General features: G+C 72.9%; 1 pseudogene. It reads right to left on the bottom strand.

What is annotated here, in order from left to right:
* Positions 1-38: 38 nt before the first annotated feature.
* Positions 39-18440 (bottom strand): annotated as a pseudogene (locus QSK18_RS16575) (SDR family NAD(P)-dependent oxidoreductase); the annotation flags it as partial.
* Between the last annotated feature and the right edge of the window lie 23 nt (positions 18441-18463).

The raw sequence follows: 18463 nt of genomic DNA, 5'->3' as shown, positions 1-18463 counted from the left end.
TCAGGTTCCGCGCCGGCTGGCTCCCAGGTCAGCTCGGCGGCCAGGAACTCGGCCAGCTCGGCGATCGAGGGGTGGTCGAACACCATCGTGGCGGGCAGGTTCAGGCCGGTCGCCGCGCCGAGCTGGTTACGCAGCTCCACCGCGGTCAGCGAGTCGAAACCCAGCTCCTTGAAGGCCTGCCCAGCCTCGATCCGGCTTCCCGAGCGGTGTCCCAGGGCCGCCGCGACGTGCTCACGCACCAGCGCGCGCAGGAACTTCTGCCGTTCCTCGGGCCGGGTCTCACGCCATTGCTTGGCAAAAGCGTCGTCCTGCCCGCCGATCGGCCCGGCGAGCACCTCCTGCACCTGCGGCAGCTCAGAAAGCAGGGCGCTGGGCCGGGACACGGTGAACGCCGGGGCGAACTTGGCCCAGTCCATGTTCGTGACGGTGAGCCCGCTCTCGCCGGCCTGCAGGGCCTGGCCCAGCGCGATCAGAGCCAGCCGCGGGGGCATCGGCAGAACCCCCAGCCTGCGCAGGTACTCACCCTGCTCGGGGTTGTCCACGGCCATGCCGGCCTCGGCCCAGTTGCCCCAGGCGATGGCCAGGCCCGGGAGCCCCTCGGCCCGGCGCCGGGCGGCCAGTGCGTCCAGGTAGGCGTTGGCCGAGGCATAGGCGGCCTGTCCCCCGCTGCCCCAGGCCGAGGCTCCCGAGGAGAACAGCACGAAGGCGTCCAGGTCCAGGCCGCGGGTCAGTTCGTCCAGCAGCGCGGCCCCACCCGCCTTGGCCCGCACCTCAGCCTCCACCTGCTCGGGCGTGGTGTCGTCGATCTCGACCACACCGTGGCTGACCCCCGCCGCGTGAACAACTGCCCGGAGCGGAATGTGGGACGGGATCTGCTCCAGTACGTCACTCAGCGCACCTTCGTCGGCGGCATCGGCGGCGGCGAAAGTGACACTGGCTCCGAGGTTGCGCAGATCCTCGGCCAGCCGATCGGCGCCGGGAGCCTGCTCGCCCCGGCGGCTGAGCAGAACCAGGTGCTCCGCACCGGCCGTAGCAGCCCAGCGGGCCACCAACGCGCCCAGCCCGCCGGTTCCGCCGGTGACCAGGACCGTGCCGCGGGCCTTCCACTGCGTGAGACCACCGGGTGCGGGGGCCGGCATCAGCCGCCGGCCGAACACCCCGTGCGGGCGCAGGGCGAGCTGGTCCTCACGGTTGTCGGTGCCGGCCCTGCGCAGGAGCCCGGCCAGTCGGCGGGCGGCGGCCGAGTCGATCTGCGACGGCAGGTCGACGACCCCACCCCACTGATCCGGTCGTTCCAGCGCCGCGACCCGGCCCAGGCCGCTGATACCGGCCTGGCGCGGGTTCAGGACCGGATCGCCGGCACCGGTCGAGACCGCACCGCGGGTGGCCGCCCAGACCACGCTCTCGCGCTCCAGCCTCTGCAGCAGAGCCAGCGTGGGCACCACCCCGGCAGGTACGAAGCCGGGGGTCGACTCGTCCCACGACAGCAGCGACAGCACACGCTCCGACGCACCCAGCTGACCGGTGAAGGCCGATCCGTCGAAGCCGACCGTCCGGGCGCTCAGCGCGGCGGCGATCAGCGAGACCTCCGGATCGTCCAGGAGCGAGACCGGTGCGACCACCACCCAGTCCGCCGGCCCGTCCGCGACCTGGGCCTGACCGCTCTCCGGCAGCAGCGTCCAGGACTCCCGGTAACGCCACGCTTCGAGAACAGCCGACTCGTCCGTCTTCTCCACAGGTACCTCGACCCAGTAACGCTCGCGTTGGAAGGCATAGGTGGGCAACGTCGTCCCCCGGCCACCAGCGAGGAAGGCATTCCAGTCGACCGCTGCGCCGTTCACGAAGGCCGCAGCCAGTCCGTTCATCACGCTCGGCAGTCCGGCGTTGTCCGCGCCGCGCAGTACGGGGACTGCCCTCACCGCCGGCGACAGGCTCTCCTGGGCCGCCGCGGCCAGGGAGCCGTTCGGCCCGGCCTCGATGAGCGTGCGCACACCAAGGCTTTCCAGCGCACGCACCGCATCGGCCCAGCGAACTCCCTCGCGGGCCTGGCGCACCCAGTACTCCGGCGTCGAGAAGTCTTCCGGCGTGACCGGGCCGCCGGTGAGCGTGGAGACGATCGGCGTGTCCGGGGTACCCCACCGCAGCGTCTTCAGCACCTGCTCGAACTCGGCCAGCATGGGCTCCATCAGCGGCGAGTGGAACGCGTGCGAGACCTTCAGCCGTTTCGTGCGCCGCCCCATCGCCGCAAACGTCTCGGCCAGGGCCAGAACGTCGTCCTCCGCGCCGGCTACGACCAGGAAGGTCGGCGAGTTCACCGCGGCCACCGTGACCGCCTCGCCCAGCAGGCCGCTCACCTCGTCCTCGGCGGCCTCGATGGCCACCATCGCTCCACCGGCCGGGAGGGCCTGCATGAGCCGGCCACGCGCTGCCACCAGCCGAGCCGCGTCCGGGAGCGTGAGGGCACCACTGACGTGGGCAGCCGCGATCTCGCCGACGGAGTGCCCGGCCAGGTGGGCCGGGCACACGCCGTACGCCTGCAGGAGCCGGAACAGGGCGACCTCGAGGGCGAAGAGCGCGGGCTGGGCCCAGCCGGTCTGCTGCAACTGCCCCGCCTCCGGTTCGGCGGGACCGGCGTCAGGCCACATCACCTCGCGCAGAGGTCGCTCCAGGTGCTCGTCCAGCGCCCGCGTCACCTCGTCGAAGGCCTGCGCGAAGGCCGGTGCCGCCTCGTACAGTTCCCGGCCCATGCCGGGCCACTGCGAACCCTGACCGCTGAACACCACGGCAACGTCCGAAGCACCCCGGCTCTGACCCAGAGTCACTGCGGCGGAGGGTGAACCGGCGGCCAGAGCACGCAGGCCCTCGAGCAGTTCGTCCCGATCGGCACCCACGACCACGGCCCGGTGCCCGAACCGGGCGCGCTGGTTGGCCAGCGACCACCCGATGTCCAGCGGCCCGGCCGGGTTCTCGGCCACGTACCCGGCCAGCCGCCCGGCCTGGGCGCGGACCCCGTCCTCGGTCTTTCCCGAAACCACCCACGGAAGCGGGCCCTCAGGCGTCACCGGCGCGGGGACGTCCTCTGGTTCGGGCTGTTCGAGAATGACGTGGGCGTTCGTGCCCGAGACCCCGAAGGAGGAGACACCGGCCCGGCGCGGGCGCCCGCTGGAGGGCCACGGCGTGTTCCGGGTGAGCACCTGCACGGCGCCGGACGACCAGTCCACCTTGGCCGAAGGCGCCTGCACGTGCAGGCTGGCCGGGACCGTCCCGTGCCGCATGGCCAGCACCATCTTGACCACGCCGGCCACCCCGGCCGCGGCCTGGGTGTGGCCCAGGTTCGACTTCAGCGAACCCAGGTACAGCGGCTCGTCCCGGTCCTGCCCGTAGGTGGCCAGCAGCGCCTGAGCCTCGATCGGATCACCGAGAACGGTTCCGGTGCCGTGCCCTTCGACGACGTCGACGTCCGAGCCCGACAGGCCCGCCGCGGCCAGCGCCTGACGGATCACCCGCTGCTGGGCCGGGCCGTTCGGTGCGGTCAGGCCGTTCGAGGCGCCGTCCTGATTCACGGCACTGGAGCGCAGCACCGCCAAGACCGGGCGCTTGTCCCGGCGAGCGTCGGAAAGACGCTGCAGGACGAGCATTCCGGCACCCTCGGACCAGCCGGTGCCGTCGGCAGAGTCGGCGAACGCCTTGCAGCGGCCGTCCGGGGCGAGCCCGCCCTGCTGGCTGAAGCCGATGAAGGTGTCCGGGGTGGCGATCACGGTCACCCCGCCGGCCAGGGCCATCGAGCACTCGCCCGTGCGCAGTGCCTGAGCCGCCCAGTGCAGGGCCACTAACGAGGACGAGCAGGCCGTGTCCACGGTGACGGCCGGTCCCTGCAGGCCCATCACGTAGGAGACCCGGCCGGACAGCACACTCTGCGAGCCGCCGGTGATCAGGTGCCCGGCCAGGTCGCGGTCGGCGCGGGTGGCCAGTTCGGTCCAGCCGGAGGGGAAGGCACCCACGAAGACGCCGACCGGTTCACCGGCCAGGCCGGTCGGATCGATCCCGGCGTCCTCGACGGCCTCCCAGGCGGTCTCGAGCAGGATGCGCTGCTGCGGGTCCATCGCCAGCGCCTCGCGCGGCGATATGCCGAAGAAAGCGGCGTCGAAGCCACCGACATCCTCCAGGAAGCCACCGCGGGCGGTGACCGAGGCCCCGGAACCGATCAGGTCCTCCAGATCCCAGCCGCGGTCGGTGGGGAAGGCACCGATCGCGTCGCGGCCCTCGGCGAGCAGGTTCCACAGCTCGTCCGGGCCACTCACCCCGCCCGGGAAGCGGCAGGACATGCCCACGATGACGATCGGGTCGTCGACCGGGGTGGGCACCGGGACCTCGGGCCGGGCCGGGGTGTTCTCGGGGCCGCCGAGCAGGACAGCGAGGTGTGCGCTCAGGGCGGAGACGGTGGGGAAGTCGAAGACCAGGGTGGCCGGCAGGGCCAGGCCGGTGGCCGCGCCGAGCTGGTTGCGCAGTTCGACGGCAGTCAGCGAGTCCAGGCCCATCTCGCGGAAGGCCTGCGCGTCGTCGATGTCTTCGGACGACGAATGCCCCAGCACGGCGGCCAGGTGCCGGCGCAGCAGGTCACGGAGCGTCTGGCCACGCCGGCGGGGCTCCATCGCGGCCCACCGCTGGGCGAAATCGTCCGGGGCGGAGCGGGATGCACTACGGCGCGCACTGCCACCGGTGAGCGTGCGCAGCACCGGCGGAACGTCCCCCGAGGCGCGTAGTCCGGGAATGTCGAGCCGGGTCAGGCCGAGCACCGGGGCCTCGTCGGCCAGCGCACGGTCGAACAACTCCAGCCCTTGGTCCAGGGTGAGCAGCGGCATGCCGGCCTTGGCCATCCGCTTGAGGTCGACCTCGTTCAGCGTGCCGGTCAGCCCGGTCTCCGGGGTCCAGGCGCCCCAGGCCAACGAGGTCGCGGCCAGCCCCTGGGCCTCGCGCCACTGGGCCAGGGTGTCCAGGTACACGTTGCCGGCCGCGTAGTTGCCCTGCCCCGGCCCACCCAGCTGCCCGGCCAGCGACGAGAACAGGGCGAACAGGCGCAGATCCAGGTGCTGGGTCAGCTCGTGCAGGTGCCAGGCAGCATCCACCTTGGCCCGCAGCACGTTCCGGACCCGTTCGGGGGTCAGGGAGGTGATGACCCCGTCGTCGAGAACCCCAGCGGTGTGCACGATCCCGATCAGAGGACGGGTGTCCGGCACCTTGCGCAACAGATTGACTACAGCGTCCCGGTCGGAGACGTCGCAGGCCTCGACGGTGACGTGGGCACCGGCGTCGGTGAGCTCGCCGGTCAGGGCGCTCATGCCCTCGGCGGCCGGGCCGCGGCGGCTGACCAGAAGAAGGTTGCGCACGCCGTGGTGGTGCACGAGATGGCGGGCGAACAGCCGGCCGAGGCCGCCCGAGGCTCCGGTGAGCAGGACAGTGCCATCACTCAGATCCGGGCTTGCCGATCCGGGCGAGGCCGGGGCCGGGTGCCGCACCAGCCGGGCAGCGAGCACCGTCCCTGCGTTGGCGCCGCGCAGCGCCACCTGGCTCTCCGCCGACGCCGCGACGCCGGCCAGCAGCCCCAGGTCGAGCCCGGCGTTCAGCGGCAGGTCGGCGAGCACGATGCGGTCGGGGTTCTCGGTCTGTGCGGTGCGGATCAGGCCCCACACGGTGGACGCCGCGAGGTCGACCACCTCGTCCGGGCTGGTGGTCACGGCCGAGCGAGTCACAACGATCAGCCGGGTGTGGGCGAACCGCGCGTCGCCGAGCCAACGCTGAGCCTGCGCCAGCGTCCAGATGGCGCTGCTGTGCGCGGCCTCGATCGGTCCCGTCGGATCGAGCGGACTGACCACAGCGCTGACAGCGACCCCGGCCGGCGAGTCCGGCACGTCCGGAGTGCGCGGCACGGCCAGCACAACGGCACCGGGGACGGCCGCGCCGGTGTCCACGAGATCGATGAGGGCTCCGAGGTCTGGCTGTGTGCCGCCCTCACCCACCACGACCCAGCCGGTGGAAGAGGCTGGATCCACCTTCACCCGTTCCCAGTCCGGCACCAGCACAGTGACGTCCGTTGTGCGGGCGGCCGGTTCGGCCGCAGGTACGAGGGTGAGGGATCCGATGCTCAGGACCGGCAGACCCACCGGGTCGGTGATGCGCAGGCGGTACGAGCCTGGGGCCAGCGCCTGCAGCGCCGCCGACCCCTCGCAGGCGCCCGAAGCATGCAGGGTCACGTCGTGGAACTCACCCACGACCAGGTCTGCCCCCTCGAACGTCTGAGCCGCGGACTGCAGGGCGGCGTCCAGAAGGGCCGGGTGGAGGCCGAATCCGGGAACGTCCGAGACCGCGATCGCGATGCCGGGCTCGTCGGCGTCGAACGTCGCTTCGACGCTTGATCCGAGCACACCCGTGGCGTGCCGCGTCCATTCCCCGTCGACGTCCGGACGGGCGTAGACCCCCACCGTCCATTCGTCCCCGGAGGGTTTCACCGTCACCCGCAGCTGGACAGCGGCCTGCTCGGGCAGGAGCAGAGCCGTCTCCAGGGTGAACCGTCGGACTGCTTCGGCCCCGACCTCGTCGCCCGCTCGCACGGCCAGTTCGAGCAGCGCAGCCGCGGGCAACGTGGTCCGCCCCTCGAGCCACGGGTGGGAACGGGCCGACAGGCGGCCGGTGAGAACGACGGCTCCGTCCTCGGGCAGTTCCAGGGCCGCGCCGAGCAGTGGGTGCCCGGCCGGAGCCAGTCCGGCCCCCCGGACGTCGGCGCTGTGTGTGCCGGCCGGCGGCCAGTAGCGCTGTCGGTCGAAGGGGTAGGTGGGCAGCTGGACGAACCGTCCCGGCTGCGCGAAAAGCGTTCTCCAGTCGACCGGCCCGCCGGCCACGAACAGCTCGGCGAGCGAGGTGAGCAGCCGCGAAGGACCACCGTCCTCGCGCCGTAGGGTGCCCACGGCGACAGCGTCGGCCACCGTCTCCTGAATGGCGCCCACCAGCACCGGGTGCGCGCTGATCTCGACGAAGGCGTTCTTCCCGGCCTCCGCCAGGTCCTGCACGACCGGGGCCAGTTTCACGGTATGCCGTAGGTTGCGCACCCAGTAGGCCGGGTCGGCCTGCGCGGGGTCGAACAGCGAACCGGTCACGGTCGAGTACACCGGGATCTCGCCCGGCCGGGGTGCGATGCCGTGCAGGTCGCTGAGCAGTCGCTCGGCGATCGCATCGACCTGCGCCGAGTGCGAGGCGTAGTCCACCGGCAGGATCCGGGCGCGCACCCCGTCGCTCTCACAGCGGGCGGCTACTTCCTGCACAGCAGCCGGGGTACCGGCCAGCACCACGGACGAAGGACTGTTCACGGCGGCGAGCGAAAGATCCTCTCCCCAGGGGCGGATCAGATCAGCCACGGCCTCGGCGCCGAGACCGACCGCGATCATGCCGCCGCGCCCGGCCAGTTCCTCGGCGATGATCCGGCTGCGCATCGACACGATGCGCGCGCCGTCCTCCAGCGACAGGGCTCCGGCCACGCACAGCGCGGCGATCTCGCCCTGCGAGTGCCCGACGACAGCAGCTGGCTGCACGCCGTGCGCCTGCCAGAGCGCGCTGAGCGAGACCATCAGCGCCCAGGAGGCCGGCTGGACCACGTCCACCCGCTCGAGGGCCTGGGCGTCAGCCAGGACGTCGGTGAGCAACCAGTCGACATACGGGTCGAGTGCCCGCTGGCAGTCGGCCAGGGCGGAGGCGAAAACAGTGGACGAGCGGAGCAGCTCCCGTCCCATCCCGGCCCACTGGGCTCCCTGGCCGGGGAAGACGAAGACGGGTGCCCCGAGCGGGCGGGCTCGGGCGGTGGTCAGTTCGGGAGCCGGTTCGCCCTGGGCCAGGGCCTGGAGCCCGGCCCGGCCGGTGACGACGGCCCGGTGCTCGAAAGTGGCGCTGCGGGCGTGGATCAGCGACCGTCCGACGTCGACCGCATCGACCGTTCCGGCGTTCTCGCCCAGCCGGGTGAGCAGGCGGCGGGCCTGACCCTGCAGCGCCTTGGCGGAGCGTGCGGACAGGACCCAGGGCACCAGCGGGCCGTTCACGCCGACCGGGCCGAGATGGCCCAGGGGGCCGTCTGAGCCCTCCACGTCGGTCTCGGCCAGGGCCACGGGTGCGGCCTGGACCGCCTCGATGATCACGTGGGCGTTGGTCCCGGACACCCCGAAGGCCGAGATCCCGGCCCGGCGCGGCCCGTCCGTCGCGGGCCACGGGGTCTGCTCGGTCAGCAGCTGGATGTCTCCGGCGGCCCAGTCGACCTTCGTGGAGGGCCGGCCGACGTGCAGGGTGCGCGGCAGTACCCCGTGGCGCAGGGCCATCACCATCTTGATCACACCGCCCACGCCGGCGGCGGCCTGGGTGTGCCCGATGTTCGACTTCAGCGAGCCGAGGTAGAGGGGGCCGGGCCGGTCCTGGCCGTAGGTCGCCAGCAGTGCCTGGGCCTCGATGGGGTCGCCCAGCACGGTCCCGGTGCCGTGCCCCTCGACCGCCTGGATGTCGGCGGGGGCCAGGCCCGCCGAGTGCAGCGCGGAGCGGATCACGCGTTGCTGGGCCGGGCCGTTGGGGGCGGTCAGGCCGTTGGAGGCGCCGTCCTGGTTCACCGCGCTGGAGCGCAGCACCGCCAGCACCCGCCGGCCTTCCCGCTGAGCATCAGAAAGACGCTGCAGCACGAGCATTCCCGCACCCTCGGCCCAGCCCGTGCCGTCGGCGCCGTCGGCGTACGCCTTGCACCGCCCGTCCGCCGACAGGCCACCCTGCTGGGTGAAACCCACAAAGGTCTCGGCCGTGGCCATCACCGTCACTCCACCGGCGAGGGCCATGCTGCACTCCCCCGAGCGCAGCGCCTGGGCGGCCAGGTGCAGCGCCACCAGCGACGAGGAGCAGGCCGTGTCCACGGTCAGGGCCGGTCCGCGCAGGCCGAGCACGTAGGACACCCGCCCGGAGACCACGCTCTGCGAGCCGCCGGTCATCAGGTGCCCGGCGAGGTCGTCCCCTGCTGAGGCGGCGAGCTGGGCGTAGCCGGACTCGAAGGCCCCGGCGAACACCCCGACCGGCTGGCCCTGCAGCGAGTCGGGGGCGATCCCGGCGTACTCCAGCGCTTCCCAGGAGGTCTCCAGCAGCAGCCGCTGCTGGGGGTCGGTGGCGATCGCCTCGCGCGGGGAGATGCCGAAGAAGGACGCGTCGAAGTCCCCGGCCCCGGTGAGGAACCCACCGCTGGAGGTCACCGAGGCGCCGCCCTCGAGGGTGCTCAGGTCCCAGTCGCGGTCACCCGGGAAGCCGCTGATCGCGTCGCGGCCCTGCAGCACCAGGTCCCAGAGTTCCTCGGGGGTGGTGACCTCACCCGGGTAGCGGCAGGCCATCCCGATGATGGCGATGGGGTCGTCCGCCACCCCAGCGGCCGCCCCAGCGACCCCCTCCGGCACCACCGCACTGCCCTGCAGCATCTCGGTGAGGTGCTCGACCAGGGCGTTGGCGGTGGGGTGGTCGAAGACCAGGGTGGCGGGCAGCGCGATCCCGGTGACGGCGGCCAGCTGATTGCGCAGTTCGACAGCCGTCAGTGAGTCGAAGCCCAGCTCCCGGAACGGTTGGGCGGGATCGACGGTGGTGCCGGGGCGGTGGCCCAGCACGGCAGCAACATGATCGCGCACGAGGTCGTGCAGGAACGACGCCCTCTGGGTGGGCGGGACGGTGGCCCAGCGCTGGGCGAAGCCGGTCAACTCCTGGCTCCCGGCGCTCCGGCGGGCGGTGCGCCCGGCCAGCGCGGTGAGCACCGGCGGCAGTTGCGGGCGGGCGCGCAGACCAGCCAGATCCAGCCGGGTCAGACCCAGCACGGCGGACGGGCCGCTCTGCCCGTGCACGAAGGACAATGCCCGGTCGAACAGGCTCAGACCCTGCTCCGGCCGGAGGGTGGGCAGACCGGAGGTGTTCAGCCGGCGCAGATCGGCCTCGGACAGGGCCGCGGTGAGTCCGGCCTCGGCGGACCAGGCGCCCCAGGCCATCGAGACGCCGGGCAGGCCCTGGGCGCGGCGCAGCTCCACCACGGCATCAGCGAAGTGGTTGGCGGCGGCGTAGTTGGCCTGGCCTGCGTCGCCGAGCATCCCGGCCATGGAGGAGAACACCACGAACAGGTCCAGGTCCCCGGCCAGCTCGTGCAGGTTCCAGGTGCCCGAGACCTTCGGCGCGAACACGCGCCCGAGGTGCCCGGCGCTCAGCGAGGTGAGGGTGCCGTCCTCGACCAGACCGGCAGTGTGGACGACGCCGGTCACCGGATGCTCTGCGAGCACCCGGGCCAGAGCCTGCCGGTCGGCCACGTCGCAGGCCACGACGGTGGCCCGGGCCCCCAGGGCAGCGAGCTCCTCGATCAGGGCGGCCGTCCCGGCGGCCTGATCGCCCCGCCGGCTCATCAGGAGCAGGTCGCTGACGCCGTAGGCGGTGACCAGGTGACGGGCTACCCGCTGCCCCAGGCCGCCGGTCCCCCCGGTGACCAGCACCCGTCCCTTGATCTCGGTGGCTTCTGTGCCCGGAACGGCCCGCCGGACCAGACGCGGCGCGTACACGGTCTCACCGCGTACGGCCCACTGCCCGGCCCCGGCCAGTACCCGGACAGCGGCTCCGGGTTCCAGGTCCACCAGGCAGATGCGGCCGGGATTCTCGGTGGCCGCGGTCCGCACCAGACCCCAGACCGCAGCGCCGGCCGGATCGGCGATCGCCTCATCGACGCCCACGCTCACTGCCCCGCGGGTGATGACGGTCAGGCTCCCCGCGGCCAGACGCGGGTCGGTGAGCCACGTCTGAAGCTGATCCAAGGTCCAGGCGGTCACGCGCAGGGCCCGCTCCGGCGCGCCGTCATCGGGCTGGTCGGTGGTCACGCCGCTGGGCAGGAGCACCACGCCGTCCGGCACCGCCCGCCCGGCCTCGATCGAGGCAAGCAGCGCTGCCACGTTGGCGAATCCGGTCTCACCACCCACCTCCACCCAGTCACCGGCGACGTTCTGCGCGGCCGCGGGCAGCCAGTCCAGGCCGAGGGCAACGGTGTCATCGGAGGCGTCGCCGAGCACCAGTTCGTCCACGGGCACCGTCTGCAGGCACCCGGCGGTGAGCACCGGCTCCCCACCCGCGTCGGCCACCGTCACTCCCAGGCCGTCATCACCGAGCTCGACCTGGATCCGTATCCGCTGCGCGCCGGTGGCGTACAGCTCGACGTCGGTCAGCGCGGCCGGCACCACCTCGATCAAGGCCGCACCGGACTCAGCCGTGTCGGCCAGACCGGCCACCTGCAGCGCCACGTCGAGCAATGCCGGGTGAAGGCCCAGTTCGGACCCCACCTCAGGGAGTTCAGCCTCCGCCCACACCTGCCGGCCCCGTCGCCAGGCCCTGCTCACGCAGGCAAGCGCCCCAGCCCCGGTCACCGGCTCCTGAACGGCCACGTCGAAGGCAGAACCGGCTCCAGCCGTCAGGTCGAGCATTTGTGCACCCGCCGGGGGCCACTGCCGCAGCCCGTCCGAGGTCTCACCACCCAGCGAGAGCGTGGCCGTGGCGCAGCTGCGCCACTGCTGGGCTCCCTCCGGCCGGGTGTGCACCTCGACCAGCCAGCGGTCGCGCTCGGGGACCAGCAGCACCTGCAACTGCAGGCTGCCGGTGGGCGGCACCACGGCGGGCGCTTCCATGACCAGTTCGTCGATGCGCCCGCAGCCGACCTCGTCACCGGCCCGGATGACCAGGTCCGTCACCAGACCGGCCGGGAGGACGATCTGCTCGTGCAGTTCGTACCCGGAGAGCCAGGGCAGGGTGCGCATCGAGACCCGCCCGCTGAACACCACTCCCGCATGGGCGGGCAGGTCCAGCCGGGCGCCCAGTACCGGGTGCTCGATCCCGGCCATTCCCGCAGCCGAGACGTCCGCGGCGACCGGGGCGTCCTCGATCCAGTACCGCTCGTGCTGGAACGCGTACGTGGGCAACGCAATCCGGCGTCCACCCTTGACCAGTTCGTCCCACTGGACGGGGGCGCCGTGGACCCACAGCGTCCCGGCCGCGGTCAGGGCGGACCGGTACTCGGGGTGGTCGGCCCCGCGAAGCATGGGCACGGCGAGCACGTCGGCCGATGCGGTCTGCTGCGCCATGGCCGCCAGCGACCCGTTCGGCCCCAGCTCGATCAGGGTACGCGCGCCCAGGGACTCCAGCGCGGCGACCGCGTCTGCGAAGCGCACGGCCGAACGTGCCTGCCGCAGCCAGTACTCGGGGGCGGCGAACTCGGCCGGGTCGGCCAGCGCGCCGGTGAGCGTCGACACGACCGGGATGCTGGGCAATTTCCAGTCCAGCGTTTCCAGCACGGCCTGGAAATCGGCGAGCATCGGTTCCATCAGCGCCGAGTGGAAGGCGTGCGAGACCTTCAGCCGGGTGGTGCGCCGCCCCAGGCCGGCGAAGTGCTCACCCACCCGCTGCACCGCGGCCTCGACGCCGGAGATCACCACCGAGCCGGGCGCGTTGACCGCGGCGAGCGAGACGTCCTCGCCCAGGAACTCGGCGACCTCCTCCTCGGAGGCCTCGAGCGCGGTCATGGCCCCGCCGGCCGGCAGGGCCTGCATGAGGCGACCGCGCGCGGCCACCAGGCGAGCGGCGTCGGGCAGCGAGAGCACCCCGCTGACGTGGGCCGCCGCCACTTCGCCGACCGAGTGCCCGGCCAGGAATGCGGGCCGCACCCCCCAGGAGCGCAGCAGCTGGAACAGGGCGACCTCGATCGCGAACAGGGCCGGCTGCGCCCAGCCGGTGCGCTGCAACAGATCCGCGTCGCTGCCGCGCATCACCTCGCTCAGCGATCCGTCCAGGTGCTGGTCCAGTTCCGCGACCACCTCGTCGAGCGCCTGGGCGAAGACGGCCGAACGCTCGCGGAGCCCCGCGCCCATCCCCAGACGTTGCGACCCCTGGCCGCTGAACAGCACGCCGACCGAGCCACCCCGGGCCCGGCCACGCACGATCGGTGAAGCGGCCTCGCCGGCAGCGAACGCCTGTAGTGAGGAACGCAGGTCAACAGGGTCGGAACCAATGACGACGGCCCGCTCGGCGAAGGCAGTCCGGGTGTTCACCAGCGACCAGGCCACGTCGGCGGCGGTCGCGTCCGGGGCGGACCCGGCCAGGCGGCGGGCCTGCTCGCGCAGGGCCTGGGGTGTGCGCGCCGACAACACCCACGCAACCGGCGCTTCGAGCGGAACCGGAGCGGGGACGTCCTCAGGTTCGGGTGCTTCGAGGATGACGTGGGCGTTGGTGCCGGAGACCCCGAACGAGGAGACGCCCGCGCGGCGGGGCCGCTGCGACGAAGTCGGCCAGGCGGTGGCCTCGGTGAGCAGCTGCACCGTGCCGTCCGCCCAGTCCATCTGGGTGGAGGGACGCTCGACGTGCAGGGTGCGCGGGAGCACGCCGTGGCGCATCGACAGGATCATCTTGATCACGCCGGCGACCCCGGCGGTGGCCTGGGTGTGGCCGATGTTCGACTTCAGCGAGCCCAGGTACAGCGGTTCGGAACGGTCCTGGCCGTAGGTGGCGATCAGGGCCTGGGCCTCGATCGGGTCGCCGAGCACGGTGCCGGTGCCGTGGGCCTCCACCGCGTCCACGTCGGCGCCGCGGAGCCCGGCGCCGGCCAGCGCCTGCCGGATCACCTGCTGCTGGGCCGGGCCGTTGGGGGCGGTCAGGCCGTTGGAGGCCCCGTCCTGGTTGACGGCGCTGGAGCGCAGAACGGCCAGCACCGGACGGCCGTCCCGGCGGGCCTCGGAAAGGCGCTGCAGCACGATCATTCCCACGCCCTCGGACCAGCTGGTGCCGTCCGCGGCGTCGGAGAAGGCCTTGCACCGCCCGTCCGGGGCCAGCCCGCCCTGCTGGGAGAACCCGGCGAAGGGCTCGGTGGTGGCCATCACGCTGACCCCGCCGACCAGGGCGCTCGTGCACTCCCCCGAACGCAGTGACTGTGCAGCCCAGTGCATCGCGACCAGCGAGGAGGAGCAGGCGGTGTCGACCGTGACGGCCGGCCCCTGCAGCCCGAGGGAGTAGGAGACCCGGCCGGAGAGCACGCTCTGGGCGGCGCCGGTGACCAGTTGGCCGGCGAGGTCGGGGGCCGAGCGGGTGACCACCTCGCCGTAGCCGGAGGCGATGGCCCCGACGAACACGCCGACCGGCATCCCGGCCAGCGAGGTGGGATCGATCCCGGCGTCTTCCAGGGCCTCCCAGGACGTTTCCAGCACCAGGCGCTGCTGGGGGTCCATGGCCAGCGCCTCGCGCGGGGAGATGCCGAAGAAGGCGGCGTCGAAGTCGCCGGCTTCGGGCAGGAAACCGCCCTGGTCGGTGGAGGAGCCCAGGACGCCCTCGGGGTCCCAGCCCCGGTCGGTGGGGAAGGCGGTGATGCCGTCGCCACCGGCCAGGAGCAGGTCCCACAGCTGCTCGGGACGCTGCACACCGCCCGGCAGGCGGCAGGCCATGCCGACGACCACGATCGGGTCGTCGTCCGCGCCTGCGGGGGCGCCGGTCACGGCGCGCACCGACCGGTCCGGGCCCTGGCCCAGCAGCGCGGCCAGGTGCCCGGCCAGGGCCTGGACGGTGGGGTGGTCGAAGATCAGGGTGGTGGGCAGGTCCAGGCCGGTGGCCGCGCCCAGGCGGTTGCGCAGCTGCACTGCGGCCAGGGAGTCGAAGCCCAGGTCGCGGAATGCCTTGGCGGTGTCGATCTCGTCGGCCGAGCGGTGCCCCAGCACGGCGGCGACGTGCTGGCCGACCAGTTCCCGCAGATCAGCGGGCTCGGCCGCGTCGAATGGTTCGGCCGCGAGGACGGGCACCGGGACCGGGGCGGTGCGCGCCGATCCCGCGGGTCGGTCATCGATCCAGAAGTGGCGGTGCTCGAAGGGGTAGGTCGGCAGGTCGACCGGGCGGGCCGGGCTGCCGGCGAACACGCTCTCCCAGTCGACCTGGACTCCGTTGACGAACGCCTCGGCCAGGGCGGCGACGAAGCGGCTGGTGGAGCCGTCGCCGCGCCGCAGGGTGGCCAGAACCAGCCCGGCGTCGATGTTCTCGCTGTCATCGAGGGTTTCCTGGATGGCCTCGGTCAGGACCGGGTGCGGGCCGATCTCCAGGAACAGGGTGTGGCCCTGCGCGGCCAGGTAACGGGTGGCGTCCTCGAAGAGCACGCTCTGGCGCAGATTGCGGAACCAGTACCCGGCGTCGGCCGAGGCGGTGTCGATCGGCGCGCCGGTGACGGACGAGAACACCGGCACGCTCGAGGTCCGCGGTGCCAGCGGTGCCAGCTCTTGCAGCAGTTCCTCGCGCAGAGCGTCCACGGCCGGTGAGTGGGAGGCGTAGTCCACCGGGATGACCCGGGCCCGGGCGCCCCCGTCCTTGAACCGCTGGACGAGCCGGGTGACGGCCACGAGCTCACCGGAGACGACCACCGAGGCGGGCCCGTTCACCGCCGCGATCGACACACCCTCTTCGAGTGCCTCGGCCACCTGCCCGGCGGGCAGCGCCACCGCGCCCATGGCCCCACCGGCGCCCAGTGACCGGGCGATGGCCTGGCTGCGCCGCGCGACGACCCGCGCGCCGTCGTCGAGCGAGAGGCCCCCGGCCACGCACAGGGCTGCGATTTCGCCCTGCGAATGACCCACGACCGCAGCTGGTTCCACGCCGCACGAGCGCCACAGGGCGGCCAGGGAGACCATGACGGCCCAGAGCACCGGCTGGATGACGTCGACGCGTTCCAGGGCCTGCTCGTCGTCCAGGACGTCCCACAGACTCCAGTCCACGAACGGCTCCAGCGAGCGGGCACACTCGGCCATGGACCGGCCGAACACCGGGGAGGTCCGCAGAAGTTCGGTGGCCATGCCCGGCCACTGCCCGCCCTGGCCGGGGAAGACGAACACCGGCCGGGACTGCACCCCGGCAACCGACTCGATCACGTGCGGCGAGGGCTGACCGGCGGCGGCCGCACGCAGGTCAGTCACCTCGTCGCCGAGCACGGCGATCCGGTGTTCGAAAGTGCTGCGGGTACGGGCCAGCGACCAGGCGAGGTCAGCGGCCGACGGCGACTCGGCGCTTCGGGCATCGGCGAGCCGGGCGGCGGCTTCGCGGGCCGCCGTTGCGGTGCGACCGGACAACAGCAGGGGCCAGGCGAACCGGTCCCAGTCCACGGTGAGACCACGAACACCGGCGGCGCCCAGCAGCCGCACGACGTCCCGGGGTTGTCCGTCCAGGCTCAGAGCCAGAGCTTCACCACCCCAGCCGGAGGCCGCCGGCCCGAGGTCCAGGTCGTCCTCGGCCAGGAGGTGCGAGACCCAGAAGTCGGCCGATCCGAGTTCGGCGTCGCTCAGCGCCCGGCCGTACGCCCACACCGGAACCTGGGCGGGCGCGTAGGACAGCACCGATGCCGCCCAGCGCAGCTCGCCCGCGGCCTCGTCGGCCGTGACGAGACGGGCGGCCACGTCGGCCTTCAGCTGCTCGTGCACCGCCACCAGCGCGGCTGCGTCAGCCAGCGACAGCACTCCGGCCGCGTGCGCCGCGGCGACCAGACCCGTCCTTTGGCCCAAAAGCTTTTCAGGACGTCGGTCGTGGGCTTCCAGCAGCCGGAAAAGAGCGATCTGGTCGGCGAACGAGTAAACGACGGCCCCATGCACCCCCAGCTCGGCGGTGGCAGCCCGATGCGTCTCGCCCAGGGCACCGAACCGCTCCAGCAGGGCCGCAGTCAGTGTCCCGGCCGATGATTCGGTGAAGAGCACGGCGAAGTCGTCGCGCTCGGGCGGGACAACGGCGGCAGGCGGCGCTTCCTCGAGGATCAGGTGGGCGTTGGTCCCGCTGAAGCCGAAGGCCGAGACGCCCGCCCGGCGGGGCCTGCTGGGGACGGCGTTCCAGGGGCGGGCCGACTGCAGGAGCGAAACGGCGCCGCAGTCCCAGTCCACCCGGGTGGAGGGCTGGTCGGCGTGCAGCGTGCGCGGCATGACGCCGGCGCGCATCGCCATCACCATCTTGATCACCCCGGCCACCCCGGCCGCGGCCTGGGTGTGCCCGATGTTCGACTTCAGTGAGCCCAGGTGCACCGGCTCGGTGCGGTTCTGGCCGTAGGTGGCCAGCAGGGCCTGCGCCTCGATCAGGTCGCCCAGCGTGGTCCCGGTGCCGTGCGCCTCGACCACGTCCACCCCGGCGGCCGGCACCCCGGCCCCGGCCAGGGCCTGCCGGATCACCTGCTGCTGGGCGCGGCCACTGGGCGCGGTGAGGCCGTTGGTGGCACCGTCCGAGTTGACCGCCGACCCCTTGAGAACTGCCAGCACCGTGCGGCCGTGGCGACGAGCGTCCGAAAGCCTCTCGAGAACAACGATTCCGGCACCTTCGCCCCAGCCGGTACCGTCCGCGTCCTCCCCGAACGCCTTGCACCGACCATCGGCGGCCAGACCGCGCTGACGGCTGAACGCCAGGAACCCGCCGGTGGTCGCCATCACCGCGGCCCCGCCGGCCAGGGCCAGATCACACTCGCCCCGCGCCAGCGACTGGGCGGCCAGGTGCAGCGCGACCAGCGACCCCGAGCAGGCCGTGTCCACCGTCAGCGCGGGCCCGTTCAGGCCCAGGACGTAGGCGATCCGGCCCGATCCGACACTCGCGGCGTTGCCGGTGATCAGGTGGCTCTCGGCGCCGTCCCGGGCGTCCACCAGGCGCGGACCGTACTCGTGGTCCTCCAGGCCGACGAAGACGCCGGTGCGGGTGCCGGCCAGCGACCGGGGATCGATGCGCGCCCGCTCGACCGCCTCCCAGGAGACCTCCAGCAGCAGACGCTGCTGCGGGTCCATCGCCTCGGCCTCACGGGGTGAGACACCGAAGAATGCGGCGTCGAAACCGCCCGCATCCCGCAGGAAACCGCCACTGCGGACGTAGCTGGTGCCCGGCTCGTCGGGGTCCTCGGAGAACGACGGGGCCCAGCCGCGGTCGGAGGGGAACTCGCCGATGGCGTCGGTCTCGGCCAGGACGAGGCGCCACAGGTCTTCCGGCGAGCGCACGTCGCCGGGGAATCGGCAGCCCATGCCGACCAGCACGACCGGGTCGTCGCTCAGGGCCGGGGCGGCGAAGGTCGCCTCCGGCTCGTCCGGCTCGTTCGGGCTGCCGAGCAGCCGTTCGGCCAGGAAGCCGGCCAGGGCCTGCGGGGTGGGATGGTCGAACGCCATGGCCAACGGCAGGTCCAGGCCGGTGGTGGCGCTGAGCGTGCGGTGCAGTTCGACCGCGCCCAGCGACCCCAGGCCGAGGTCGGCGAACCTCTGTTCCGCCCGCAGGGGAGCCTCGGTCATCGGCCGGGCGGTGCGCAGCACCAGCTCCAGCAACTCCTGCCGGACCTGCTGCGGCGCGAGCGCTCCGAGCCGGTCGAGGAGGTTCTCGGTGCTCATTGGCAAGGCTCCCAGCTGCATGGCATCGA

This window comes from Kineosporia sp. NBRC 101677 (assembly GCF_030269265.1).
GTDB classification, from domain to species: Bacteria; Actinomycetota; Actinomycetes; order Actinomycetales; family Kineosporiaceae; genus Kineosporia; species Kineosporia rhizophila.
Note: the sequence above shows the minus strand (reverse complement) of the source record. Positions and strands in the feature narration are given on the sequence as shown.